Origin of the sequence: Streptomyces sp. NPDC051976, from assembly GCF_040680795.1 — a bacterium.
Taxonomy (GTDB): domain Bacteria; phylum Actinomycetota; class Actinomycetes; order Streptomycetales; family Streptomycetaceae; genus Actinacidiphila.
The window spans coordinates 15771-40732 of sequence record NZ_JBFAXL010000035.1; the positions used below are offsets into that span (position 1 = coordinate 15771).

22 protein-coding genes are annotated in these 24962 nt (G+C 73.3%); 10 read left to right on the top strand and 12 right to left on the bottom strand.

Going from position 1 to position 24962, the window contains the following annotated elements; genetic code table 11:
* Positions 1-13: 13 nt before the first annotated feature.
* A complete protein-coding gene (locus tag AB0M29_RS28905; RefSeq protein WP_365387808.1) occupies positions 14-658 on the top strand; it encodes a TetR/AcrR family transcriptional regulator C-terminal domain-containing protein in 645 nt (214 codons plus the stop codon).
* Positions 659-706: 48 nt separating this feature from the next.
* Entirely contained in the window at positions 707-1300 is a 594-nt protein-coding gene (locus tag AB0M29_RS28910) for a DUF402 domain-containing protein (protein WP_365387811.1), read from the top strand.
* Between the two features lie 14 nt (positions 1301-1314).
* Here AB0M29_RS28910 and AB0M29_RS28915 read toward each other — a convergent pair whose 3' ends face one another.
* The 5 genes from AB0M29_RS28915 to AB0M29_RS28935 all read right to left on the bottom strand — a co-directional run bounded on the left by AB0M29_RS28915 (position 1315) and on the right by AB0M29_RS28935 (position 7654).
* Complete coding sequence (locus AB0M29_RS28915; protein ID WP_365387813.1) at positions 1315-2397, bottom strand: zinc-binding dehydrogenase; 1083 nt, start codon at positions 2395-2397, stop codon at positions 1315-1317.
* A gap of 117 nt (positions 2398-2514) precedes the next feature.
* A complete protein-coding gene (locus AB0M29_RS28920) occupies positions 2515-3915 on the bottom strand; it encodes an aldehyde dehydrogenase family protein (protein WP_365387947.1) in 1401 nt (466 codons plus the stop codon).
* Positions 3916-4057: 142 nt separating this feature from the next.
* The gene (locus AB0M29_RS28925; protein ID WP_365387816.1) at positions 4058-6292 is read right to left on the bottom strand and encodes a molybdopterin-dependent oxidoreductase; all 2235 of its coding nucleotides are present in this window, start codon (positions 6290-6292) and stop codon (positions 4058-4060) included.
* A gap of 93 nt (positions 6293-6385) precedes the next feature.
* Positions 6386-6991 (bottom strand): TetR/AcrR family transcriptional regulator, encoded by a 606-nt coding sequence (locus tag AB0M29_RS28930; protein WP_365387818.1) that lies wholly within the window; start codon positions 6989-6991, stop codon positions 6386-6388.
* Positions 6992-6997: 6 nt separating this feature from the next.
* The gene (locus AB0M29_RS28935; protein WP_365387820.1) at positions 6998-7654 is read right to left on the bottom strand and encodes a TetR/AcrR family transcriptional regulator; all 657 of its coding nucleotides are present in this window, start codon (positions 7652-7654) and stop codon (positions 6998-7000) included.
* 126 nt (positions 7655-7780) lie between these two features.
* Here AB0M29_RS28935 and AB0M29_RS28940 point away from each other — a divergent pair, with 126 nt between their 5' ends.
* The 5 genes from AB0M29_RS28940 to AB0M29_RS28960 all read left to right on the top strand — a co-directional run bounded on the left by AB0M29_RS28940 (position 7781) and on the right by AB0M29_RS28960 (position 13471).
* Entirely contained in the window at positions 7781-9298 is a 1518-nt protein-coding gene (locus tag AB0M29_RS28940; protein ID WP_365387822.1) for a DHA2 family efflux MFS transporter permease subunit, read from the top strand.
* Position 9299: 1 nt separating this feature from the next.
* Positions 9300-10046: an SGNH/GDSL hydrolase family protein gene (locus AB0M29_RS28945; protein WP_365387824.1), complete on the top strand. Its 747-nt coding sequence runs from the start codon at positions 9300-9302 to the stop codon at positions 10044-10046.
* A 64-nt stretch (positions 10047-10110) separates the two neighbouring features.
* Entirely contained in the window at positions 10111-11442 is a 1332-nt protein-coding gene (hmgA, locus tag AB0M29_RS28950; protein ID WP_365387826.1) for a homogentisate 1,2-dioxygenase, read from the top strand.
* Entirely contained in the window at positions 11439-12185 is a 747-nt protein-coding gene (locus AB0M29_RS28955; RefSeq protein ID WP_365387828.1) for a GntR family transcriptional regulator, read from the top strand. Before hmgA ends, AB0M29_RS28955 begins: the two co-directional genes overlap by 4 nt.
* 26 nt (positions 12186-12211) lie before the next feature.
* Positions 12212-13471: a type ISP restriction/modification enzyme gene (locus AB0M29_RS28960; RefSeq protein WP_365387949.1), complete on the top strand. Its 1260-nt coding sequence runs from the start codon at positions 12212-12214 to the stop codon at positions 13469-13471.
* Positions 13472-13665: 194 nt separating this feature from the next.
* Here AB0M29_RS28960 and AB0M29_RS28965 read toward each other — a convergent pair whose 3' ends face one another.
* A complete protein-coding gene (locus AB0M29_RS28965) occupies positions 13666-13929 on the bottom strand; it encodes a hypothetical protein (protein ID WP_365387830.1) in 264 nt (87 codons plus the stop codon).
* A 275-nt stretch (positions 13930-14204) separates the two neighbouring features.
* Between AB0M29_RS28965 and AB0M29_RS28970 the strand changes: the two genes are divergently transcribed.
* Both AB0M29_RS28970 and AB0M29_RS28975 read left to right on the top strand, forming a co-directional pair.
* Entirely contained in the window at positions 14205-15317 is a 1113-nt protein-coding gene (locus AB0M29_RS28970; RefSeq protein ID WP_365387831.1) for a DUF5925 domain-containing protein, read from the top strand.
* A gap of 141 nt (positions 15318-15458) precedes the next feature.
* On the top strand, positions 15459-16883 hold the full coding sequence (locus tag AB0M29_RS28975; protein WP_365387833.1) for a CoA transferase: 1425 nt from the start codon (positions 15459-15461) through the stop codon (positions 16881-16883).
* Positions 16884-16905: 22 nt separating this feature from the next.
* Here AB0M29_RS28975 and AB0M29_RS28980 read toward each other — a convergent pair whose 3' ends face one another.
* From AB0M29_RS28980 to AB0M29_RS28990, 3 genes are all read right to left on the bottom strand, one after another.
* Positions 16906-17283 (bottom strand): GntR family transcriptional regulator, encoded by a 378-nt coding sequence (locus tag AB0M29_RS28980; protein WP_365387835.1) that lies wholly within the window; start codon positions 17281-17283, stop codon positions 16906-16908.
* Complete coding sequence (locus tag AB0M29_RS28985; RefSeq protein WP_365387837.1) at positions 17280-18425, bottom strand: methyltransferase domain-containing protein; 1146 nt, start codon at positions 18423-18425, stop codon at positions 17280-17282. The genes AB0M29_RS28980 and AB0M29_RS28985 overlap by 4 nt, the downstream gene beginning before the upstream one ends.
* Before the next feature lie 73 nt (positions 18426-18498).
* Positions 18499-18945, bottom strand: a complete 447-nt coding sequence (locus AB0M29_RS28990; protein WP_365387839.1) for a MarR family transcriptional regulator — start codon at positions 18943-18945, stop codon at positions 18499-18501.
* A 112-nt stretch (positions 18946-19057) separates the two neighbouring features.
* Between AB0M29_RS28990 and AB0M29_RS28995 the strand changes: the two genes are divergently transcribed.
* On the top strand, positions 19058-19432 hold the full coding sequence (locus AB0M29_RS28995) for a cupin domain-containing protein (RefSeq protein WP_365387841.1): 375 nt from the start codon (positions 19058-19060) through the stop codon (positions 19430-19432).
* On the opposite strand, the gene AB0M29_RS29000 is transcribed toward AB0M29_RS28995, so the two are convergent.
* The 3 genes from AB0M29_RS29000 to dnaE form a co-directional block, all read right to left on the bottom strand.
* Positions 19425-20279 (bottom strand): alpha/beta fold hydrolase, encoded by an 855-nt coding sequence (locus AB0M29_RS29000; protein WP_365387843.1) that lies wholly within the window; start codon positions 20277-20279, stop codon positions 19425-19427. The two genes, AB0M29_RS28995 and AB0M29_RS29000, sit on opposite strands and share 8 nt — an antisense overlap.
* Before the next feature lie 152 nt (positions 20280-20431).
* On the bottom strand, positions 20432-21439 hold the full coding sequence (locus AB0M29_RS29005; protein WP_365387846.1) for a hypothetical protein: 1008 nt from the start codon (positions 21437-21439) through the stop codon (positions 20432-20434).
* A complete protein-coding gene (dnaE, locus tag AB0M29_RS29010) occupies positions 21436-24906 on the bottom strand; it encodes a DNA polymerase III subunit alpha (RefSeq protein ID WP_365387847.1) in 3471 nt (1156 codons plus the stop codon). Before dnaE ends, AB0M29_RS29005 begins: the two co-directional genes overlap by 4 nt.
* Positions 24907-24962: the final 56 nt, after the last annotated feature.

Genomic DNA, 24962 nt, shown 5'->3' on the forward strand with positions numbered 1-24962 from the left:
TACTATGTGCCGCATGGCCCGCCCCCGCAAGCCCCTCCTCAGCCGCGACCGCATCGTGACGGCGGCGCTCGCGCTCATCGACGCGGAGGGTCTGGCGGCGCTCTCCACCAGGCGGCTCGCGGCCGAACTGGGGGTCAGCGGTCCCTCGCTGTACAACCACTTCGCCACCAAGGAGGCGATCCTCGACGCGGCGGCGGACACCGTCATCGCGCAGGTCGACCTCTCGATGTTCAGCGACGGCCGGGACTGGCGGGAGGCGCTGCACGACTGGGGCCGCTCGTACCGGGCCGCCCTCACCGACCACCCGCACATCGTGCCGTTCCTCGCGACCGGGCCCGGGCTGCGGCCCGCGGGCCTGCGGATGGCCGACGCCGTCTTCGGCGGCATGGTCGAGGCGGGCTGGCCCGCCGCCCACGCCACCCGGATCGGCGCCCTGATGCGGTATTTCGTGACCGGGTCCGCCCTCGGCTCCTTCGCGGGCGGTTTCGTCGGCGACGCCGAGGCGTACGACCCCGCCGACTACCCGCACCTGGGCCAGGCCCACCTGCTCGCGCGGCACCAGCAGCGCGTCGACAACGCGGCCTTCGACACCGGCCTGCGCGCCCTCGTCGACGGACTCGCCCTCCAGTACCGGCAGGTGGCGAACGCGGACGCGTGACCGGGAAATCTCGGTGAGCGCCCCGCCGCCCGCTGGCAGGATGGTGGCATGCCGCCCCTACCTGACGCGCGAGTGCCCGGTCCCCCCGACGACGAGCCCGGTTCCGGGCTCGTGCAGGTGAACTACCGCAAGTACGACGGCTCGTTGCACTGGAACCTGCGGATGCGGCGGCTGGGCGAGGACGGCCACGGCACCTGGCTCGGCCTGCCCGCGAACAGCGTGATGCGCAAGGGCCACAACCCCGAGGTGCCCCTGGCGGAGGCACACGTCATCCTCTTCCCGCGCGATGTGTGGTGGACCGCCGTCTTCAACGCGGCTCCGCGCTCCACCGAGATCTACTGCGACATCACGACCCCGCCGCACTGGCCGTCCGCCGCCGAGGTCACCATGGTCGACCTCGATCTCGACGTCCTGCGCAAGCGCGGCGCGTCCGCGCCCCTGCTGGTCGACGAGGACGAGTTCGCCGAGCACCAGGTGCGGTACGGCTATCCCGCCGAGGTGGTCACCGCCGCCGAGGACGCCGCCCGCTGGCTGCTCTCGGCGGTCGCCGCGGGCACCGGCCCCTTCGACGGCTCGCACCGGCGCTGGCTGCGGATGGTGGACGGGACCGGCGGCGGGCCCGCGGCGGCGACCTCCTCGTAACGGGCGGCGCCGCGCTAGAAGACCACCAGGGCCCGGCCGCCGCGGCCCGCCGTCATGGCGTCGAACGCGGCCGGGATGCCGTCGAGCGTGATCCGGTCGGTGACCATCGCGGACAGGTCCAGACGGCCCGCGCGGATGTGCTCGGCCAGCACCGGGAGGTCCTGCGCGGGGTCGCAGTTGCCGTAGACGCAGCCGGACAGCGTCCGCCCGAAGTAGAACAGCTCCAGCGCGGAGAAGCTGACCTGCTGGTCCTGGCCGCCGATGCCGACCACCGTCGTCCGGCCGCCGCGGCGGGTGGAGGACCACGCGGTACGGATGGTGTCGGCGCGCCCGACGCACTCGATCGCGGCGTCGGCGCCGAATCCGCCGGTGAGCTTGCGGATCTGCTTGGCGGTGTCGGCGCCGGAGACGACGAAGTCCGTCGCGCCCGCGGCTCGCGCCAGCCCCTCCTTGTCCGGGGTGACGTCGACGGCGATGATCTGCCCGGCGCCCGCGATCCTGGCGGACTGGATGACCGCCAGGCCGACCCCGCCGACCCCGTAGACGGCCACGGTCTCCCCGTCGCGGACCCCCGCCGAGTGGTGGACCGCGCCGTATCCGGTCAGGACCGCGCAGCCCAGCAGCGCCGCGTCGGCGAGCGGCACTCCCTCGGGCAGCGGGAGGACGGCGTGCGCGGCGACCACCGTCTCCTCGGCGAAGACAGCGGTGCCCAGGCCCGGGTAGAGCGCGCTGCCGTCGGCGGACAGCGTCGCGTAGGGGGCGGCGGCCGCCGTGCCGGCGTTGGCGCACAGCCAGGGCTCCTCGAGGCCGCAGAAGTGGCAGTCGCCGCACGCGGGGGCCCAGTTGAGCACCACGCGGTCGCCGACGGCGACATGGCCGACCCCCTCACCGACGGAGACGACCGTGCCCGCGCCCTCGTGTCCGAGTACGGCGGGCGCCGGCTGCCGCAGTGTGCCGTTGGACAGCGACAGGTCGGAGTGGCAGACCCCGGCGGCGGCGAGCCGTACCCGCACCTGGCCGGGGCCCGGCTCCGGCAGGTCGATGTCGGTGACGACCAGGGGTGCGTTGACGGCGGGCAGGACGGCGGCGCGTACCACGGGCTCTCCTGTGCTCCTGAGGGGACGGGGCAGGTCGGGCGGGGCGGGGGTGGGCCTGGGCTGGGTGCCCCAATCGATTGTGCGGGTGCGGGCGGGCGGCGGGACGGGTGGGGCGGGTCAGAACTGGAGCGACTTGGTCTGCAGGTACTCCCCCAGGCCGTGCGCGCCCAGCTCCCGGCCCACGCCGGACTGCTTGTAGCCGCCGAAGGGCGCCAGCAGGTTGAACCGGCCGCCGTTGATGTCGACCTGGCCGGTGTCCATCCGGCGCGCGAAGGCGACCGCCTCCTCCTCGTCGCCGCCCCAGACCGCGCCCGCGAGCCCGTAGACCGTGCCGTTGGCGATGCGCAGCGCGTCCTCCTCGTCCTCGTAGCGGATGAGGACGACCACCGGGCCGAAGATCTCCTCCTGGGCGATGGCCATGCCCGGCTCGACGTCGGCGAAGACGGTGGGGCGTACGTAGTAGCCGGTCTCCATGCCCTCGGGGGCGTCGGGGCCGCCCGCCACGATCCTGGCGCCTTCGGCGACGCCGCGCCTGATGTAGCCGCGCACCCGGTCGCGCTGCTTGGCGTTGACGACCGGGCCGAGCCGCTCGCCCGGCACGTACTTCGCGACCGCGGCGGTGGCGATGCCGACGGCCTCGTCGTAGCGCGCGGAGTCGACCAGCATCCGGGTCCAGGCGCTGCACGTCTGGCCGGAGTTGGCGAAGACGTTGGCCAGGCCGACGTTGACGGCGCGGCCGAGGTCGGCGCCGGGGAGGATGACGTTGGCGGACTTGCCGCCCAGTTCGAGCGCGACGCGCTTGACCGCCGCTCCGGCGGTCGCGCCGATCTGCCGTCCGACGGCGGTGGAGCCGGTGAAGGACACCAGGTCCACGCCCGGGTGCTCGGCGAGCGCCTGCCCGGCGACCGGACCGAGGCCGGTGACCAGGTTGAACACACCCGCGGGCAGCCCCACTTCGTGCAGGATCTCCGCGAAGAGCTGGGCGACGAGCGGGGTGTCCTCGGCGGGCTTGAGCACGACGGTGCAGCCCGCCGCCAGCGCCGGGGCCACCTTGGCGACGATCTGGTGCAGCGGGTAGTTCCACGGGGTGATCGCGCCGACCACGCCCACCGGCTCCTGGAACACCCGCGAGTTGCCGATCCGCTCCTCGAAGGGGTGGCTCGCGGCGAGCTCGGCGAAGGAGCCCATCACGGCGGTGGGCATGTCGGTGTGGACGGCGGCGGCGAACGCGGGCGGCGCGCCGAGTTCGGCCACCACGGTCGCGGCGATCTCCTCGCGGCGGCCCGCCATCGCGTCGCGTACGGCGCCCAGCAGCGCGGCACGCTCGGCCGGGGGTGTCGCGGCCCAGCCGGGCAGGGCGGCCCGTGCGGCACGCACGGCGGCGTCCACGTCCTCGGCGCCTCCGGCCGGCACCCGGCCGATGACCTGCTCGGTCGCCGGGTCGACCACCTCGATACGGTCGCCGCCCGCCGCGGGCCGCCACGCTCCGTCGATGTACATGCCGTCGTGGGCTTCCACCGTGCCGCTCACTGTCGTCTCCACCGTGTCGTCCTCCGGGGTCCCGCCGGTCTGCGTCCGACCCCAAACTAGCGCCGTTAGTTTTCCCTCGCCAGGGCGCCCGGCGTGCCGTCGATCACGCCGTGGTGGCCCCGCCCGCCGCTCAGTGGGCGGCCTCCATCTGTATCGGGAAGCCGTTGAGCACGGCCGTGCCGGAGAGCGGGTCGAGCCTGCTGCCGTCGAGCAACTGGTTGAAGTTGGCTCCTGGTTCGCGGGCCGCGGCGCTCAGCCGGGTGCCGTCGCGGTCGTGGCCCCAGCCGTGCGGCAGGCTCACCACGCCGGGCCGCAGCGCGTCGGTGATCTCGACAGGTGCGGTGATCTCGCCGCCGTCCGCCTTGATCCGGGCGAGCGCGCCGTCGGTGAGGCCGAGCCGGGCGGCGTCCTCGGGATTCATCTGCGCGGTGCAGCGGTTGCTGCCGCCGGTCAGCGCGGGCACATTGTGCATCCAGCTGTTGTTGGAGCGCAGATGCCGACGGCCGATCAGCACCAAGCCCTGGCCACCGGCACCGCCGTCGAGCGCGGCCCGCAGCCGGGGCACGTCCGCCGCGACGGGCGCGGGGGCGAGCTCCACCGTGCCGGACGGGGTACGCAGCACCTCCGGTATGCGCGGGCGCAGTTCTCCCAGGTCGATGCCGTGCGGGCGGTCGAGGACGGCGGCCAGGGTGATGCCGTCAGGGTCGGCGCCGAAAGCGTCTCCATAGGCGCCGAGCCGGAGCAGCATGTCGATCCGGCGCTCGTATCCGGTGGCGCCGCGGAGCGCGGCGGCCAGCTCGGCCGGGTCACGCCCGTACACGGGCGAGTGCGGGTCGGCCGTCTCCATGCCGAGCTTGCGCTGTATCGCCTGGCCGTCCACGGCCGCGGGGTCCTGCCCGGCCGCGGGGCCGAGGATCGCGAGGATCAGCCGGGAGAGGATCTCGGGCTCGTCGAGCAGGCCCTCGGCGAGCGGCACCGCGGGCGGGCTGTAGCGCACGGTGTTACGGACCGCCAGGGTGCTGAACGCGAAGTCGTAGTGCGCGCTCTGCGAGGGCGGGGGTGGCGGGAGGACGACATCCGCGTGCCGCGAGGTCTCGTTGAGGTACGGGTCGACGCTGACCATGAAGTCGAGCCCCTCCAGGGCCCGGTCGAGCCGCGCCCCGTCGGGCGCGGACAGCACCGGGTTGGACGCGACCACGACGAGGGCGCGCAGCCTGCCGTCTCCTGGCGTGTCGATCTCCTCGGCCAGCGCCGCCGCGGGCAGTTCGCCCTTCACCTCGGGATACCCGGCGACCCTGCTGTGCCAGCGGCCGGTGACGAATCCCTTGCCCCGGCGCGGCGGACGCGGCGCCCGCGCGGTGGCGGAGAGCGGGAACATGGCGCCGCCCGGCCGATCCAGGTTGCCGGTGAGGGCGTTGAGCACATCGACCAGCCAGCTCGCCAGCGTGCCGAACTCGACCGCCGTGCTGCCCAGCCGCCCGTAGACGGCGGCCCGCTCGGCGGCGGCCAGATCGCGCGCCAGGGTGCGGATGTCCTCCGCGGGCACTCCGCAGTACCCGGCGACCGCCTCCGGGGTGAAATCCGCCGCCAGGGCGCGTACCTCGGCCATGCCGCTGAGATGCGGGCCCAGCGCGCCGGGGTCGACGAGCCCTTCGGCGAACAGCACCTCGACCATCGCGAAGAGCAGCGCGGCGTCGGTGCCGGGCCGCGGCGCCACATGCTGGTCGGCGGCCCGCGCGGTCCTGGTGCGGTTCGGGTCGATCACCACCAGCCGTCCGCCGCGCCGTCGCAGCGCCTTGAGCTTGCCGGGGAAGTCCGCGGCGGTGGCCAGGCTGCCGTTGGACACCAGCGGGTTGGCGCCGATCAGCAGCAGGTGGTCGGTGCGGTCGAGGTCAGGCACCGGGATCGCGTTCGGGTCGCCGAACAGATAGCCAGAGGACACATGCTTCGGCATCTGGTCGAGCGTGCTGGCGCTGAACACGCTGCGGGTGCCCAGCGCCGCCACCAGCTGCGCCGGGTACAGCCCGCCCGCCACCGTGTGCACATTGGGGTTGCCGAGGACCACGCCGACCGCCGTGCCGCCGTGTGCACCGGTGACCGCGCCCAGTCCGGCGGCGACCGCCGCGTACGCCTCGTCCCAACTCGCCTCGGTCAGGCGGCCGTCGCGCCGCACAAGAGGCCGCCGCAATCGGTCGGGGTCGGCGTCGAGCGCGCCGAAGGAGGCGCCCTTGGGGCAGATGAAGCCCGCGCTGAAGACGTCGTCGCGGTCGCCGCGGGCGTGCGTGACGCGGCCGTCGTCGATGGTCAGGGTGAGACCGCAGGTGGCCTCACAGAGCGGGCAGATACGCAGAGCGGTACGGGTCATCGGTGACTCCCCAGGACGGCGGCGGCGTTGGCGCGCGATCGACCCCGACATTACCCGCCGGTACTGACAATGGCCCGGGGCAGTCGCCACGAATCAGTCGAGCACCGTACCGAGATACGCCCTGATCAGGGTCTTCGTCTCGGCGATCACGTCCGGATCGCCGGACGGATCGTCCCGGAAGGCGAGCTGGAGCGCGGTGTCGGCGACCTCGACGGCGATGACGAGGGCCAGCCGCAGCCGCGGATCCGCCGGGTCGACCGACAGCCGGTCGCCGAGCAGGGCCGGCAGCCGGTCGGCGAGGTTGTGGTTGGTCTCCCCCGGCACACCGAAATCGAGGAGCGCGAAGCCGGGAGCGGTGCGCTTCATGGCCGTGTACTCGTCCACCAGGATGTCGACGGCCGTGCGCCACTCGGGACCGGCGCCGGGCTCCGCCAGCCGCGCGGCCGCGCGTTCCACGAACTCGTCGAGATTGCGGTGGGCGAGCGCGTCGGCCAGGGCCCGCTTGTCCGAGAAGAACCGGTAGACCGACCCGATCGGCACCCCGGCGCGGGCGGCGACGGCGCGGGTGCTCAGCCGCTCGTAGCCGCCTTCGTCCAGAAGCCGCGCACAGGCGTCGAGAATCCGCTCCAGGCGCTCGGTGCTGCGCTGCTGTACGGGAGCGCGCCGCAGGCCGCTGTCCGCGCTCTGGGCCTTGGCCATGGGCCGTCAGCTCCGGGCGGCGAGCGCGTCGAAGAGGGTGCGCAGGTCGGCGAGCGCCTCTTCCAGCGCGGCGCGCGGGTCGTCGGCGCGCACGATGGCCATGGCGCTCTCACCGAGCCCGCCGTAGAGCATCGAGGTCAGCGGATCGGCCGGGCGCTCGGGGATCGCCCCCTTCCTGATCGCGCGGGAGACCCCTCGCAGCGTCAGGTCGCGGCAGTTGACGCCCAGCGCGCGCATGGCCTCCCAGCCCAGCGCGCCGGGCGCGTCGAAGAGCGTGATCCGCTGCACCTCGGGGTCGAGCGACGCTTCCAGATAGGCCCTGCTGCCCTCGTAGACCGCGTCCCAGGGGTCGGGGACGCTCATGTAGGCGGCGGTGATCAGCTCGGCGAGCTGCTCCTGCTCGCGCGTGTAGACCGCGCTGAAGAGCTGCTGCTTGCCGGAGAAGTGGTGGTAGAGCGCGCCCTTGGTGACGCCCGCGCGCTCGCAGACCGCGTCGAGCGAGGTGGCGGCGTACCCCTCGGTGGCGAACAGCGCCCGGGCGGCGGCGAGCAGGACCTCCACCGTGGCGTCGGACCGCTCCTGCTGGGTGGGCCTCGCCGTGGACTTCCGGGCGGCGGCCGGGTTTGCCGCCACGGTCCCTGTGCGTGTGCGCGGTGCTGCCACGGCCCGCCCTCCTGTCGTACGAGTGCGCTCCCACCCTAGCCAAGGTCATCGCTTGACACATACATACCTTCGGTATGTACTTCCATACTACCAGTATGTTTCGTCTGCCCAAGGCAAGGGACGACCATGTCCTCATCCGTTTCACCTGCCGATTCCACGACGCCGACCTCGTCCGCGGCCGCTTCCGCGACCTCCTCCGCGGCCTCGTCCGTGACGCCTTCCCGTACGTCCGCGCCCACGTCGTCCGCGCCCGCGCCACCGAAGGCGTCCGCGCCGGACCCGGACGGGAAGCCCGGCCTCGTCCTGCTGCTCAGCGCTGGCGCGGCCTTCATGGCGTTCCTCGACACCACCATCGTCAACGTCGCCTTCCCCGACCTGGCGAAGAGCTTTCCGGCCGACGGCGTCTCCGACCTGTCCTGGGTCGTGAGCAGTTACGCCGTGCTGTTCGCCGCGCTGCTCACCCCGGTCGGGCGGATCGCCGACGCCTTCGGGCGCAAGCGCGTCTTCCTGGTCTCGCTGGCCGGGTTCACGCTCGCCTCCGCGCTCTGCGCGGCGGCGCCGAACCTGCCGTTCCTGATCACCGCGCGCGCCGTGCAGGGCGCCGCGGCGGCGGGGCTGATCCCCGCCGCGCTGGGCCTGCTGCTCTCCACCACCCCACCGGCCAAGCTGGCGGCGGCGATCGGTGTCTGGGGCGCGGCCGGGTCCATGGCCTCCGCGACCGGGCCGAGTCTCGGCGGCGTCCTGGTCGACGCCTTCGGGTGGCGTTCGGTCTTCCTGATCAATGTGCCGGTCGGCGCTCTCCTGGTCGTCGCCGGAATGCGCGGACTGCCGGAGCGTACGGGCACCCAGCGACGGCTGCCGGACCCCCTGGGCACGCTGTCCGTCATGCTGGGCATCGGGGCGCTCGTCCTGGGCCTGACCAAGGGCAGCGACTGGGGCTGGGGTGCGGCGAGCACCGTCGCCACCACCGCGGGCGGCCTCGGCCTGATCGCCGTGGCGCTGGTGCGTTCCGCGCACCAGGAGACGCCCGCGATCGAGACCGGCCTGTTCCGCAACCGCACCTTCGCCGTCGCGTCGGGCGCCAGCGCCTTCGCCGGGGCGGCGCTCTTCGCGTGGCTGCTGAGCAGCCCGCTCTTCCTGACCGCGGAGTGGCACTACTCCGTCCTCAAGGCCGGATTCGCGGTGACGCCCGGCGCCTTCACCTCGGCGATCGCCGCGGTCGTGGTCGGACGGCGGGCCAAGCCGCGCCAACTGCCCGCCGTGGTGGCCGTGTCCATGGCCTCCTTCGCCGCGGTGAGCTTCTGGACCTGGGCGCAACTGGGCACCGAGACCCGCTTCCTGGCGCTGTGGCTGCCGATGGGACTGGTCGGCGGGGCCGCCTTCGGCGCCACCCTCACCGCGCTGTCCACCGCGGCCGCCACCTCACTGCCTCCCCAGCAGTTCGCCTCGGGCGTCGGCATGAGCACCACCGCACGGCAACTGGGCGGCGCCCTCGGTGTGGCCGCGACCGCCTCGGTCATCGCCGCCCACGGGCTCGGTGGAGCGACCGCGTTCCGCGAGGTGTTCCTCATCTGCGCGGCGCTGGCCCTGGTGGCCGCCGTCATCGGCATGAGTCTGTCCCGCACCCTGGTGAAGGAGTCCTGACATGACGCACGACTCAGTGTCCTCGGCGTCACCGGTGTCGCCTCCCCCGGCGACCACGGCGGCCGTCCCGGCCGACAACAGCGCCGAGGCCCTCGATCCGCACTGCCTGACGGACGCCGAGAGCGACCGGCTGCTCAGCGGCGCCCCGTGGACCCGCTTCGCCGTCCTCGGGGACAGCCTCGCCGAGGGACTGGGCGACCCTTTGCCGGGCTACCGCACCTCGTCCTGGGCGGACCGCGTCGCCGACGCCCTGCGGCGCACCGCGCCGGATCTGACGTATCTCAACCTCGGTGAGCGCGGGCTGACCACCGCCCAGGTGCGGGCGAGCCAGGCGGCGCCCGCCGCCGCGTTCCGCCCCGACCTGATCGGCATCGTGTGCGGCGGCAACGACCTCCTGCTCCCCGGCTTCTCCCCGGCCGTACTGGAGACGGAACTCCGGCTGCTGTTCGGCCGGCTGGCCACCCCCGGCACCACGGTCTTCACCTACGCGCTGACGAACCTGGCGGCCGCGGTGCCAGAACTGCGCGGCGGACCGCTGGAGGACGGCGTGGCGGTGCTCAACGAGGTCACCCGCAAGGTGGCGGCCGAGTACGGCGCGGTGGTCGTGGAGATGTACGACCACCCCGCCGTCGGCGACCGCGACCTGTACAGCGCCGATCTGGTGCACGCCTCGGCCCGCGGGCACGCGGTGATCGCCGCGGCCACCCTGCGGACGCTGGCCGCGGAGTTTTCCACAGGCGCCGGATGAGGGTTGCCGCCGTCATTCCTATGGTCCAGCATAGGAATCAGTGACGACACCACCGGGAGCACACATGAACGCCATGAACAGCTCGGGCGCCGAGGCGGCCAAGGTCGCGGAGGCCCTGGCCTACTCACCCGGCTTCGGCAACGAACACAGCACCGAGGCCGTGGCGGGCGCGCTCCCGGTGGGGCGGAACGCTCCGCAGAGAGCCCCCTTCGGGCTCTATGCGGAGCAGCTCAGCGGTACCGCGTTCACCGAGCCGCGGGCCCGCAACCGGCGGAGCTGGCTCTACCGCGTCCGGCCCTCGGCCGCCCATCCGCCCTTCCACCGCATCTCCAACGGCGGGCTGCGCAGCGCCCCGTTCCTCGATGTCGACCCGGACCCCAACCGGCTGCGCTGGGGCCCCCTTCCGCGGCCGGCGGAGCCGACCGACTTCGTGCAGGGCCTGGTCACCGTGGGCGGAAACGGGGACGTGCTGCGCCGCGAGGGCCTCGGCATCCACTGGTACGCGGCCAACCGTTCCATGGACGACCGGGTCTTCTCGTCCTCCGACGGCGAGTTCCTGATCGTCCCGCAGCAGGGCGCGCTGCTGCTGCGCACCGAGCTGGGCCTGCTGCGGGCCGCGCCCGGCCATGTCGCCCTCGTGCCGCGCGGCGTGCGGTTCCGGGTCGAGCTGCTGGAGGACACCGCGAGCGGCTACGTCTGCGAGAACTACGGCCAGCCCTTCGAACTGCCCGAGCTGGGCCCGATCGGTGCCAACGGCCTGGCCAACGCCCGGGACTTCCTGGCCCCCGTCGCCGCCTACGAGGACAGGGACGAGCCGACCGAGGTGATCAACAAGTTCGGCGGCAATCTGTGGGCGGCCGTCTACGACCACTCGCCGCTGGACGTGGTGGCCTGGCACGGCAACCACACGCCGTACGTCTACGACCTGCACCGCTTCAACGTGCTGGGGTCGATCAGCTACGACCACCCCGACCCGTCGATCTTCACGGTGCTGACCTCGCCGTCGGACACCCCCGGGCTCGCGGGTGTGGACTTCGTGGTCTTCGCCCCGCGCTGGCTGGTCGGCGAGGACACCTTCAGGCCGCCGTACTTCCACCGCAATGTGATGAGCGAGTTCATGGGCCTGATCGAGGGGGCGTACGACGCGAAGGCCGAGGGCTTCGTGCCGGGCGGCGCCTCGCTGCACAACATGATGTCGGCCCACGGCCCGGACCGGACCACCTTCGACCGGGCGAGCGCCGCCGAGTTGGCACCGCAGAAGGTGGACGACGGAATGGCGTTCATGTTCGAGACCCGCTGGCCGGTCGTGCCGACCGAGTTCGCGCTCCACGCGGAGCACCGGCAGCAGGGGTACGACAAGGTCTGGGAGGGGCTTGCGAGAAACTTCCGGCCGTGACGTCCTTCGCCCCCGACTCCCTCGTCCTCAACGGCAAGCTGCCGCTGTGGTATCAGGTCTCGCAGTCACTGCGCGCCTCGATACTGGGCCGCCGCCCCGACGACCCGCTGCGGCTGCCCACGGAGGACGAACTCGCCGCGCACTACGGCGTGAGCGTTCTCACCATGCGGCAGGCACTGAAGGAGCTGGAGGACGAGGGGCTGATCACCCGGTACCGCAGGCGCGGCACCTTCATCGAGCCGACGGCGCTGCGGGGCGCGCCGGTCAAGCTGCTGGGCTCGGTGGACGCGATCGTGGCCCAGCAGTCCGGCGGCCGCACCGCGGTGCTGCAGCACGGCCCGGCCGCGCTGCCGCCCGGGGTCGCCGAGCACTTCCCCGACCTCGACGAGGCCGTGGCCTTCCGCCGGCTGCGCTGCGACGAGGAGGGCGAGCCGACCAACTGGGCGGAGAATTTCGTCCGGCCGGAGCTGGCCGAGCGGATCGACCTCGCCGACCTGGGGCGGTGGCCGATGACCAAGGTGCTGCGGGACGTGCTCGGTGTGCGGATCAGCCGTATCACCGACACCGTGGAGGCCCGGCTGGCCGACCCGGACACCGCCCGGCTGCTCCAGGTCCCGCTGCTCAGCCCGATCCTGCACTACACGGGGGTCACCTACGACGAGAAGGGGCGGGCGGTCGACGTGGTGCGCATCCACTACCGGGGCGACCGCTTCTCGTTCACGGTCACGATGGAGGCGCCCTGAGGCGCGGGCCGGTGCGCGTCAGTAGCATGCGTGCGGTGAGCGACGACGCGCCTTTGCTGCACGACCTGATGCCGTGGTCCGTGCGCCCGATGCGCATCGGGCGCAGTTGGCCGATGGCCCCCGACCCCAGCAGCCTGCGGGCGCGTTGGGTGCTCTTCACCAGCGCGGCCGACGAGTCCGCCCGGGCCGCGCTGCTGCACCCGACGCGAGCCCGTACCCTGCACACCCCCGTGGCCCAGCTCCCCGGGCACCGCACACCCACCACGGCGCTGGCCGCGGAGAGCGGCCGCTGCCCGGCCCCGGTCCGGATCCAGCACGGGCCGTTCGACCAGCAGTGGCTGATCCCCGACCACCGGCTGATCGACGTCGCCCGGCCGGAGTTGTGGCGGGTCGCCGACGACCGGCAGATCTTCGTGATCGAGCAGGCGTATCTGCCGGACGCCCACGAGGCGGCGGCACCGGAGGCGGCCGTGGCCTTCTCCGCGCTGCTTCCCGACGGCCGCTCCCCCGCCGGGAAGCCGGGCCTGATACGCCCGCTCTTCCGGCGGCCCGGCGGCGTGGAGCCGAACCTCGCCCCCGGCCTGACCGACCGGCTCTCCGCACAGGTGTCCGCCGAGGTCACCGCCGCCGACACGGTGGCCTGGATCGCCGCCGTGGCCCGCCCCGGACCGCGCGGCTGCGCCGTACCGCTGCCCCGCGACCCCGGCGTCTGGCACGACGGAGTCGCCCTCGGACGGCGCGTGTTGTGGCTGTACACCCATGGCAGCCGGTTCGCCGACCCCGCCACGGGCCAGGACACCACCGGGCTGCGGCTGCCCGGCGGAAGCCGCCCCTATGTGCGGTCACCGCTGCCGGTCACGCCGCGCGCCGGGGAGTTGACGTACGACCCGGAGGAGCGGGCGCTGCGGATCGGCGACGGGCAGATCTCGCCCGTGTCACCGGCCGCCTGGGACTTCACCGCGAGCGGCGTCAGGGTGCTCGAAGCCTGGTACGAGCGGCGGACGGCCGTGGGGGCGCCGGGAACGCTGGACGCGCTGCGACCGGCCGGATGGACCCGGTCCACCACGTCGGAACTGCTGGAACTGGTCAGCGTGCTGACACTCCTGGCTGACCTGCGGACCGAACGCGCCGACCTCGCACGGCAGTTGGCGCGGCCGGGCGTCACCGTGGGAGCGGCCGAGCTGCGTGCGGCCGGGATTCTGCCGGTGCCGGCGGCAAGGCGCAGGCCCGCCTCCGTACTCGCGCACCAGGAAGAGGGCCCGGACGGGCAGTTCGCCCTGCTGTGAGACGCGGGTGCCTCGGCGTCGTCACGGGTGGGGCGCAGGGGGAAACGGCGTATCGAACGGGTGCCGGACAGACGGACGGTCGCGGCGGGCCCACACCGAAGCGCCGCGCGAGGCAGCGCTGTGCCGGGACGGTGTGGCCGCCGGACGGTCCTGGGACCGGGTCGATCCGGAGAGCGTTCCGCGGGTGAAGAACTTCAGCCGCGGTTGCCGAACAGCGACCTCCGCAGCCGTCGCAGGGGCGCGAAGAGGGACACGCGGGCACCCCGGTTGGTCTTGGTGTGCACGGTGTTGCGCGAGGTCAGCTCGCGCATGAGCACGGTCGCCTCCTCGGTCTCGCGCTGCGGTAGGGCGGGCCCGGCCAGTATCGCGAGATGACGGTCGAGGCGCGCACTGGTCGCGCCCGTACCGCAGTTGATGGCAGGCACTCTCGGCCTGCTGTGCATTGCTATCTGATCCATTGCTCTCCCCACCCTGTCGAGGGCACCCGGCTCGGGCAGGCTAACCCTATCGCCCCGTCACGTCACGCGCGCATCCCAGGCTCATCCCTGACACCGTATTCACCTTCTTTCCAAGGGTGTTGACATTTCAGTGGAGATGACCGGTCCAGTCAACCGTCCGACGAACAGGGAGTTTTCCGGCATGCGTTCCCGGACAGAAAAAGGCTGGGCGAATCGGGCCGCCGTGCCGGATCATGGGCCGCATGTCCGCGATACCCCGTGAACCGAGGAGGCAAGTGCCGCCCACCGAGGCCGTCAAGCAGCCGACCGCCCCGCAGCTCGCCCTCCCCATCCACCTGCGCCTGGACGACAGCGACTCGCCGTCCGACGTGGTGGACGCGCTCTTCCTGGGCCGGTTCACCTCCGGTGAGCAGCCGTTCGCGCGCAGCGCCTCGCTGGAGAACGTGAAGTCGGGTCTCACCCTGATCCCGCCGGACGCCACCGTGCTGCGGCAGGCGCGCGACAAGGACCGCAGCGCCACCCTCGCCGAGGGCGACGGCTGGACGATCCTGATCTCCCGCTGGAACCGCGGTGCCGACGTCACCGTCGCCGCCGACACCGACGAGCTCGCCGAGCAGGTGCTGAACTCCGCGGTCGAGGACGCCGAGGACGAGCCGGAGCCGCAGCCGGAGAACGTGACGATGGGCTTCTGGTACGTCTCGCCGCGCCGCGGGCCGCACCGCACCACCCGGCAGATCTCCGCCGCCACCTGGGAGGAGCTGCGCGGGAACTACACCGCGCCGGTCGCCGACGCGATGGACGGCCTGATGAAGCTGACCGCGGACGACATCGCGGGCCGGCTGCTGCTGCTCCACGGCCCGCCCGGCACCGGAAAGACCTCGGCGCTGCGCACCCTGGCGCGTTCCTGGCGCGACTGGTGCCAGGTCGACTGCGTGCTCGACCCCGAGCGGCTCTTCAACGACGTCGGCTATCTGATGGACATCGCGATCGGCGAGGACGACGGCACCGCGGGCGGCAGATGGCGGCTCCTGCTACTGGAGGACTGCGACGAGCTGATCCGCGGCCAGGCCAAGCACCAGACCGGCCAGGCACTGTCCCGGCTGCTCAACCTCACCGACGGCCTGCTCGGCCAGGGCCGCAACGTCCTGGTCGGCATCACCACCAACGAGGACCTGGAGCGCCTGCATCCGGCCGTCGTCAGGCCCGGCCGCTGCCTGGCCAGGATCGAGGTCGGCCCCCTCACCCGCGACGAGGCCGTCAACTGGCTCGGCACACCGGAAGGCATCGGCCGCGAGGGCGCCACCCTGGCCGAGCTGTACGCCCTGCGCCGCGGCACCACGACCACCCTCCCCGTCCCGTCCCAGGCCGCGGACGGCCTCTACCTCTGACACCCGCCCGAGCCCCGAAGGGGCGCGGGGAACTGCGCGAGCGGCCACGACGGCGCGGCAGGGGCCCCGCGGTCCCTGCCCCTTGCGGTCGCGTGGCCGCCCCGGCAAGGGGCGGAGTCGGCGGACTGCTGTAATGCCCCTATGGCAGCGGAAGACTCGGAGCACGTGTGGGCCGCCCTGGGCGGGCAGCCCGAACTGCTGGAGCGGGTGACGTACGGCCCGTCCGGCGGGCTGCAAGCCGCCGTCCCGGTGATGACGCTCGCCCGTACGGTGACCGCCTCATGCGCCCTGGCGGCAGCCGAACTGCTGGCACGGCGGTCGAGCGGCGCGGTCCCCGCCGTCCGGGTGGACGACGGCGCGGTGGCCACCGCCTTCACCAGCGAACGCCATCTGCTGGTCGACGGCCGCCCGGGCGCCACCTTCGCCCCGCTCTCCCGCTTCTGGCCCACCGCGGACGGCTGGCTGCGCACCCACGCCAACTACCCGCACCACCGCACGCGGTTGCTGGCCGCGCTCGGCCTCCCCGACAGCGACGACACCGACACGCTGGTGGCCCGGGTGGCGGACGCACTGGCGGCGCGCCCCGGCACGGAGTCGGCGGATGCGGTGTACGCGGCGGGCGGGCTGGCGGTAGCCGTCAGAACCGCCGCCGACTGGGCGGCGAGCGGGCCTGGGCAGGCCGCCGCCGCCCGCCCGCTGGTCCAGTGGCTACCGGCCGGGCCCGGGCCCGGCCGCGCTCTCCCTCCGGCCGCCCTTCCCGCCGAGGGCGTCCGGGTCCTCGATCTGACCCGGGTCATCGCCGGGCCGGTCGCGACGCGGACGCTGGGGCTGCTCGGCGCCGATGTCCTGCGCGTCGACGCGCCCGGGCTGCCCGAGATGGCGGACGCACACGCCGACACCGGGTTCGGCAAGCGGTCCACCGCACTGGACCTCGCGCGCCGCGGGGACCGGGAGACTTTCGAGGAACTCCTGGCGACCGCCGACGTGGTGGTGACGGGATACCGTCCCGGCGCGCTCGACCGGCACGGGCTGTCCGCCGCGGCGCTGCTCGACCGTCATCCGGGGCTGGTCGTGGCGCAGTTGTCGGCGTGGGGCTTCGACGGGCCGTGGGCCGACCGCCGCGGCTTCGACAGTCTCGTCCAGGCCGCGAGCGGGATCGCACTGCTCCAGGCCGGTCCCGACGGGCGGCCGGGAGCGCTGCCGGGCCAGTTCCTCGACCACGGCACGGGCTATCTGATCGCCGCCGCCGTCCTGCGCGCCCTCACCGAACGCCACACGTCCGGTGGCGGCCGCCATGTGAGGTTCGCCCTCGCCACCACCGCCGCCTGGCTCCTCGACGGCATCACCGCCCCGGGCCCCGAGGCACCGGGCACGCCCTACGACCCCGGCCCGTTCCTCACCGAGACCGACTCCCCCATGGGCCGCCTCCGCTACGCCCTTCCCCCGCTCGACTACGACGGCGGCCCCGCCACCTGGTCGCGCCCGCCCGGCCGCCCGGCTTCCGACAGGCCCTGCTGGTCCCCCGAGCGACCGGCCCGCCCGGAACGGACGGCGGAGCAGGACTAGGGCCTGTCCGGCGGATCGCTACCTAGGCGGACCGTTCCCGGGCAGCGCGCAGCGCCTCCTCCACCGCCGCGCGCGCGGCGTCCTCGTCCAGACCGAGCCGCCGGGTCCGCTGGACGTACTCCGCCGCGGCGGCGGCCACCTCCCTGGCACGGGCGTCTTCCGCGGCGATGTAGGTGCCGTGCCTGCCACGGGTCTCGATCACGCCGTCGGACTCCAGCGCCCGGTACGCCTTGGCCACGGTGTTGGCGGCCAGGCCCAGCTCCTCGGCCAGGCCCCGTACGGTGGGCAGCTTGTACCCGACGGGGAGGCGCCCCTCCCGCGCCTCCAGGGCGATCTGCCCGCGCAGTTGCTCGTACGGGGCGGTGTCCGCGTCCGCGTCGATCGTGATCCTCAGGCTCATATTCCGGATCCTGGCACAGCGGGCCGTGACAACGGCACCGCCCGTACCGGACCGGCCGGGTCATGGGCGATCGTGTCGCCGCTCTCGTGCAGATGGAGCAGGAACGGCTGTCCCGCGAGATACGCCTCGATGCCCGCCCGGCAGTAGGCGACCATGTCGTCGGGCAGCGCGTCCAGCGGGTACCAGCCCAGCTCGGAGCACTTGTCGGGCTCGCGGTTGTACGGCTCCCGCTCGACGGGCCGCCCGGCGCCGCCGTGGCGTGCCGCGAAGAACCAGCCGATCCTGGCCCGTCCATTGGGCGAGCGGTGCTGCATCACCAGCACCGCTTCCAGCTCGTCCGGGGCCAGTTCGAGACCGATCTCCTCGCGTGCCTCGCGGATCATCCCGCTCCTGACGTCCTCGCCGTCCTCCAGATGCCCGGACGGCGCGTGCAGCAGTCCGTCGGCGTACCCGGTGCCCGACCGGCGAGCGAGCAGGACGGTGTCGTCGCGCAGCAGGAGGAGGTGGACGTCGACGATCTCCCTGTGCCGCTCGCGGGCGGGCGGGTGGAACACCGCCGCGTACCGCTCGTCGGCGACCTCGCGGCCCCACAACGCCGGGTCGTGGCCGAGCTGTTCGACGAGCAGCCGCCCGCCGAGCGGCGCCGTCAGCGCGGCCAGGGCGTCGGCGGTGATGCCGACCGGGCTGGTCGCGCCCCATCGGCCCTCGACGAGTACGAGCCTGCCGCCCGGCCGCAGCAGTCCCGCCCAGCGCCGCAGCGTGGCGGCCGGATCCGGCATCATCCACAGCACGTGGCGGACGAGCACGACGTCGAACGCGCCGCGTCCGACCGGCGGGTCGTCGGCGTCACCGACGAGGACCCGCGCGCCGGTGCCGGCCAGCTTCCGCCGGGCGTGCCCCGCCATCCGTTCCGACAGGTCGACCGCGGTCACGCGGTGGCCCTGGCCGGTCGCGAGCAGCGCCAGACTCCCGGTCCCGCAGCCGAGATCGAGCACGTCCGACGGTATGGCGGGCAGCCAGCTCCGCAGCCGGGCGTCCCACGCCTCCCGCACGCGCGGGCTGCGCAGGCCGTGGTCGGGCTCGTCGTCGAAGCGGTCCGCCTCCGCGTCCCAGAACTGCCGGTCGCTCGTCTCCGTACTCATACGGGAGAGCCTGCCATCCGCCACTGACAGCGCGCCGGTGGCCGGTCGGCCGGGCGGGCGACCCGCGGGCCCGCTACCAGCTCGGGCGGATGGGGCCGGCCGGCGCGAGCCGGAGAAGCTCGTCACGCAGGGCGAGCAGCCGCTTCTCGCCGAGGAGTTCGACCCAGGGCTCGACGGCCTCGGCGGCGGCGGAGTCGGCGGCGGCCGTGCACCGCCAGCCCTGCTCGGTGAGCACGACGAGCCGGGCCCGCGCGTCGTCGGGGTGCGGGCGGCGCTCCACATAACCCTTGCGTTCCAGGTCGTCGACGATCTGGCTCGCCGCCTGCCGGGTGAATCCGAGGTGCTCGGCGATCTCGGTCACCGTCGCGCCCGACGGGGCCAGCCGGGTGAAGACAAAGCCGTGCGTGGGCCGTAGATCGGTGTATCCGCGGGCCGTCACGCCGTTGTGGATGTCCTCGACGAGTGAGCCCGCGGCGGCGAGCAGCGCCGCGGACAGGCTCATGGCATCGGAAGTGTTCACGGGAACACCTTGACACACTGCGCAAGCTGCTTGAATATATAGGCAAGGAGCTTGAGCAAGTTCCTTGAGTAAATCAGTTGCGTAAGTTACTTGCCTACCACTGGAGATCGCCATGCCTTTCATCCCCGCCGAGGACGCCGTCGCCCACGAGATGCACGGGGTGCGCTTCGTGTCGTACGCGGCGTCGGCGCTCGGCAGCAAGGAGCTGTGCGCCTGGCGCGCCGAGGTCGCCGCGGGTACCAGCGGCCCGCCCCACCGCGTCTCGCGCGAGGAGGTGTTCCTGGTCCTGTCGGGCGCGCTCGAGCTGACCATCGACGGCGAGACACGCCCGTTGGGTCCTGGAGACGCGGCGGTCGCCGGGCCCGGCTCCTCCATAGGTCTGTCCAATGCCACGGAGGAGCCGGCCACGATGTGGGTCACCACGAGCATCGGCCTGGAAGCCACGCTGGCCGACGGCTCGCGCATTTCGCCGCCGTGGGCTAGCTGAACGCCGACAGGCAGGTCGTCGGGGTGGCGTGCGCCGGGTCGAGCGCGTTGGCCGCCTCGTGGAACGCGATGTGGTCGGTCAGACCGATCGTGACGTGCTCGGAGATGTCGAGCGGACACAGGTCCTGGAGCACGACGTTGTGCACGTTCGGCCCGGACAGCGCCTGGGTCGTATACGGCGTGACGACCTCGTCGTAGATGGTCGAGATCACCGTGTAGCGCACGCCGGGCACGGTGTCGCCGCCCGCGTTGAGGTGCTGCTGGAAGGCGGATCCGGCCACCTGGTCCGCCAGCCCCGGAGTGATCGACTGGATCGCGTCGGCCGCGCCGGGGAAGTACGGGAGCAGCTTGGTGAGTCCGTCGAGCGTCGTCCCGTGGTTGTCGGGAGCGAGCCCGACCATGGCGTTCACCTTGGCGGCGCCGCCGAGGAACTGCAGGTAGTAGCGGGGCATCATGCCGCCCTGGGAGTGCCCGACGATGTCGACCTTGGACGCTCGCGACGCGGCGAGCACCCGGTTGGTGAAGTCGGAGAGCTGCTGGGCGGAGTCCGCGATCGGGCCGAGCCCGCCGAACAGCGGCACGCCGGGCAGCATGCCGTAGTCGAAGGAGTAGACGCAGTAGCCACGGGCGACCAGATAGGGGGCGAAGCCGAGCCAGTTGTCGGTGCCGTTCCCGAAGGTGCCGTGCACGAGTACGACGGGACGGGGGTGTTGGGCCGAGGGGTGGCAGGAGAAGTTGTTCCACCCGCTGGACGGCGCCGAGTTGGCGGTGGCGGAGGCGGTGGGTACCACCGCCATCGCGGTGGCCAGCGAAAGCGCGGCCAGAAGCCGTCGCCAGGGCAGCCTCATGTGATCTCCTCGCAGGTCGGGAAATGGGACACACGTGCGTACGCCCTGTGATCCGGATCACGAGGTTGCTGAACTTCTGTCAAATTACGCGCGAGTAAGTACGGGCGGCTAGTTACGGGTGAGTAAAAAGTCGGCGACTCGCGCTCGGGCGTTCAGGAAGCGCGGTAGGCGTCGCGTCGCGGGAGCCCGGCGAGGGTCGCGGGACCTACCGCGCCGGGCCATCTGGCCGCGATGCGGTCGACGACGGACTCCACCTGGCGGGCGTTGGCCGCCTGGCGGTCAAAGGTGAGCTGATGGCTGGAGAGTTCGGCCGCCGTCAGGTCCTCGACACGGAGGGAGAGAGCGGTCACCCGGGCCCGCTGCAGGCCCAGGGCGTCATGGAGGGCATAGGCGGTGCCGGAGAGCACGGGGGCGTGGGCCGTGGGTTCCCGGAAGGCCCGGGTGCGGGTGGTGGACGACCGGTCGGCGTAGCTCACGGTGAGGGTGAGCGCGCGCCCCACCTGGCCGTCGCTCCGCAGTCGCAGCCCGAGGTCGACGGCGAGCCCCAGCAGGACGCGGCGGCGTTGCTCGTCGTCCAGTTCATGGGGGTCGAACCGGTGGTCGGCGGTGGCCGAGCGCGCCGGGGCCTTCGGCACCACCGGCGTCGGATCGACACCGTGGGCGTGCTGGTGGAGGGTGCGGCCCAGCCGCACCCCGAGGATGCGCTGCAGGGTGGGCACCGGGGTGGCCGCGATCCGGCCGATGGTGTCGAGTCCGTAGTCGCCCAGCGTGCGGGCCGTGCTCGGCCCCACGCCGGGCAATGCCGCCACCGGCCGGGGGTTCAGGAAGGCCGCGACCTCCGCCGGGTCGTCCGGCACGACACGGACCGTGCCGGGCAGCCCTCCGTGCGCCGCCATCCGGGCGAGCAGGGGGCTGGCAGCGACTCCGACGGTGCAGTCGAGGCCGTGCCAGGCCAGTGCGCGCACCCGCACCAGGTGCCCGATCTCGACGGCGTCCCGGTGGAAGTACCGGACGCTGCCGCTGACGTCCGCGAGCGCGGCGTCCGGTGGCAGCGCCTCGACCACCGGGGTGATGTCCGCCAGCAGGCCGAGGAGGGTCTCCAGACCGTCGGGGGTCTGGCGGCCGGTGGCCTGGACGAAGAGCACGCGCAGCCCGGTCATCCGGCGCTCCCGGGGCTGGAGTGCCACAGCTTGCGGCCGGTGGCGGCGCGGTCGCCGGCCGGCTGGAGATCGGCCCACGGGTGCATCTCGTAGCCCGTGGGCAGGCGGATGCGGCGCTCGTCGGCCGGGACGTCGGGTGCCACGGCCCCGGTGTCCTGGGCGAGCCGTTCGGCGACGGCCTCCAGGCCGCCGGAGCGGCGCAGTTCGACGAGTTCGGCGAGGTTCCACGCCGCGGCGCCGACCACGCTGAGACTCTGCGGCCCGCGCCGCTGGACCACACCGCGGACCAGCAGCAGGAAGGAGTGAAAGACCGTGTGGGCGCACGCCTCGTGGCTGTCGTCGAAGAAGGCGCAGTCCACCAGGCCGGTGCCGTCGTCGAGGGTGGTGAAGATGACGCGGCGGCCGGAGCGGATCGGCGGGGTCTGGGTGGCGCCCTTGGCCCCGGCGACCAGCACGGTCTGGCCGTGCCGTATCCCGCGCAGTGCCTTCGCGGGGACGGCTCCCAGTTCGGACAGGAAGGAGTGGTGATCATGCATCAGATGACGGGAGGCGTCCATGCCGAGGACGCCCAGTTCGGCACCGAGGCGTTCGGTGGCGTCCATGTCGGGCAGGCCCGCGGACTCGGCGCGGCTGTCGTCCCCGCCCAGCGGGAGCTGCCCCTCGTGCGCGCCCTTGGCCCGCCCCTGCCGGTGGAGTTCGGCGATCTGGAGCAGCAGGTCGCGGCGGTTGGCACCGAAGGAGTCCAGCGCGCCGACCTGGGCCAGCCGTTCGGCGACCGGGCGGCCAGGCCGGGCCCGCCGCCACAGGTCCTGGAGCGAGGAGTAGGGCTGCCCCGCCACCAGCCGTTCGGTCTCGGCCGTGCTGATGCCGTGCACCTCGGACAGGGCCAGCCGCAACCCCCATTTACCGGACTCCAGTTCGATTCGGTAATCAGCGGCGGACCGGTTCACGTCCAGCGGCAGCACCGGCACCCCGCGCCGCCGCGCGTCCGCGAGCAGCAGCCGCTTGGGGTACATCCCCGGATCGTGGGTGAGGACACCGGCGTAGAAGGCCGCGGGGCGATGCGCCTTGAGCCAGGCCGACTGGTAGGTGGGCACCGCGAAGGCGACGGCGTGCGCTTTGCAGAACCCGTAGCTGCCGAAGGCGCTCAGGATCTCCCAGCTGCGCCTGATCTCCTCCGGCGAGTAGCCGTGGGCGCGCGCGCCGGCGCCGAACCACGCCATCACCCGTCCCTGCTGGTCAGGATCGGACAGCGCGCGGCGCATCTCGTCCGCCGTCGCCCGCCCGCAGTGGGTCATCACATCGATGATCCCGATCACCTGCTCGTGGAAGACCACCACTCCGTAGGTCTCGCGCAGCACCTCGTCCAGGTCCTTGTGCGGAGAGCGCATCGGCGCGCGGCCGTGCCGCGCCTCGATGAAGGGGCGCACCATGTCGGCGGCGACCGGTCCCGGCCGGAAGAGCGAGATGTCGACCACCAGGTCGTGGAAGGTGGCGGGCTGCAGGCGGCCCACGAGGTCGCGCTGCCCGGGGGACTCGATCTGGAAGCAGCCGAGCGTCTCGGCGGAGCGGATCAGCTCGTAGGTCGCCGCGTCGCCCGCCGGGACCTGGTCGGGGTCCTCCAGGTCGATCCGCTCGCCGGTGGCGCGGGCGATCTCGTCCACCGCGTAGGCCATCGCGGACTGCATCCGCACCCCCAGGACGTCGAGCTTGAGCAGCTTGAGGTCCTCCACGTCCTCCTTGTCGAACTGCGACATGGGGAAGCCCTCGCCGCTGGTCGGCATGACGGGGGTGCGGTCCAGCAGCGTCGCGTCGGAGAGCAGCACCCCGCACGGGTGCATGGCGATCCCGCGGGGCAGGCCGTCGAGCGCCTCGACGAGTTCCCAGAGCCTGCCGTGGTCCTCCTCGGCGACGGCGCGCAGTTCGGGAAGCTCGGCGAGGGCGGTCCTGGCGTCCTTCGCCCGGATGTGCGGGAAGGCCTTCGCCAGCCGGTCGATGACCACCGGGTCCATGCCGAGCGCGGCGCCCACGTCCCGGATGGCGTGCCGGACCCGGTAGGTCTCCGGCATGGCCACCGTGGCGACCCGGTCGGCCCCGAACCGTTCGAAGATCGCCCGGTAGACGTCGAGCCGGCGGGCCGACTCCACGTCGATGTCGATGTCGGGGAGTTCCTTGCGGTGGACGGACAGGAAGCGCTCCATGAGCAGGCCGTGTTCGAGGGGGTCGGCGGTCGCGATACCCAGCAGGTGGTTGATCAGCGAGCCCGTGCCGGACCCGCGGGCGGCCACCCGGATGCCCATCGCCTTCACGTCGTCGACGACCTGCCCGACGGTGAGGAAGTACGGCGCGAAGCGGAGCTGCCGGACGACCTTCAGCTCCTCGTCGAGCCGCGCCCAGTACGCGCGCTTGCCGGCGTAGCCCTTGCGGACCATTCCGGCGGCGCAGCGGGAGTACAGCACCCGGTCGTCGGTGCGGGCGCTCACTCCGATGACACCGGGCTCCGGGAAGTGCGGGCGCCCGATCCCCAGGTCGTCCACGGGGTCCAGGGCGCAGCTCGCGGCCGTCTCCTCGGTGGTGCGCAGCAGCCGGTGCGCCCCGGTCCGCCCCTCCCCCGCGGCCTCGGCGACCCGCTCGGCGATCCGGGCCATGTCGACGGTGCCCTTGAGCCAGCGCTCGCCGCTGTCCAGCCGCTCGGGCCTGCGCGTGTCGATGGGGACCAGGCGGCGGGCGGAGTCCAGGATGTCGGCGGCCTCGTGCTGGTCGGGGTCCGGGTAGCGCACGGCGTTGCTGAGCAGCGCGGCGACGCCCTGTTCCGCGGCGAACCCCAGGGTGCGGGCGGCCAGCCGCAGCGAGCCGGGACCGGTGCCCTGGCGGTTGTGGCAGACGGCCTCCAGCCGCAGGGCGCTGCCGTAGATCTCCCGCCAGGGGCCGAGCAGCCGGGCGGCCCGGTCAGGACGTCCCGCCGACAGCGCGCGGCCGACCTCGGAGTCCGGCCCGAGCAGGACGTACAGGCCGTCCGAGGACAGGTCGTCCCAGTCCAGCCGGGGCACGGCGCCGCCTGCCGGGGGGCGGGCGGCGGAGTCGTCGGCGGGGCGGTGCGCGGCCGAGATCATCCGGCACAGGGCGGCCCAGCCTGCCCGGTTCCGGGCAAGGAAGACGGCGCGCGGCGCGCTCTCGTCGACGAAGGCACCGCCTCGCACCGGGGTACGCCGACGGCGCGCACCCGCCGCCGGGCCGTCCTCGTAGCCGGGCACCGCCAGCCCGGCCCCGAAGAGCGGCCGCACCCCGACCCGCTCGCACGCCTTGGCGAACCGTACGACCCCCGCCACCGTGTCCCGATCGGTGAGTGCCAGCGCGTCCATCCCCCGTTCCGCCGCCCGCTCCGCGAGCTGGTCCGCGTGTCCCGCCCCGTATCGCAGCGAGAAGCCGGACGCGGCATGGAGATGCGTGAATCCACCGCCGCCCATCCGTGCCTCCCGCTGTTTCCCCACCCCCTGTCCGACCCGCCTTTCGCGTCTCCTCA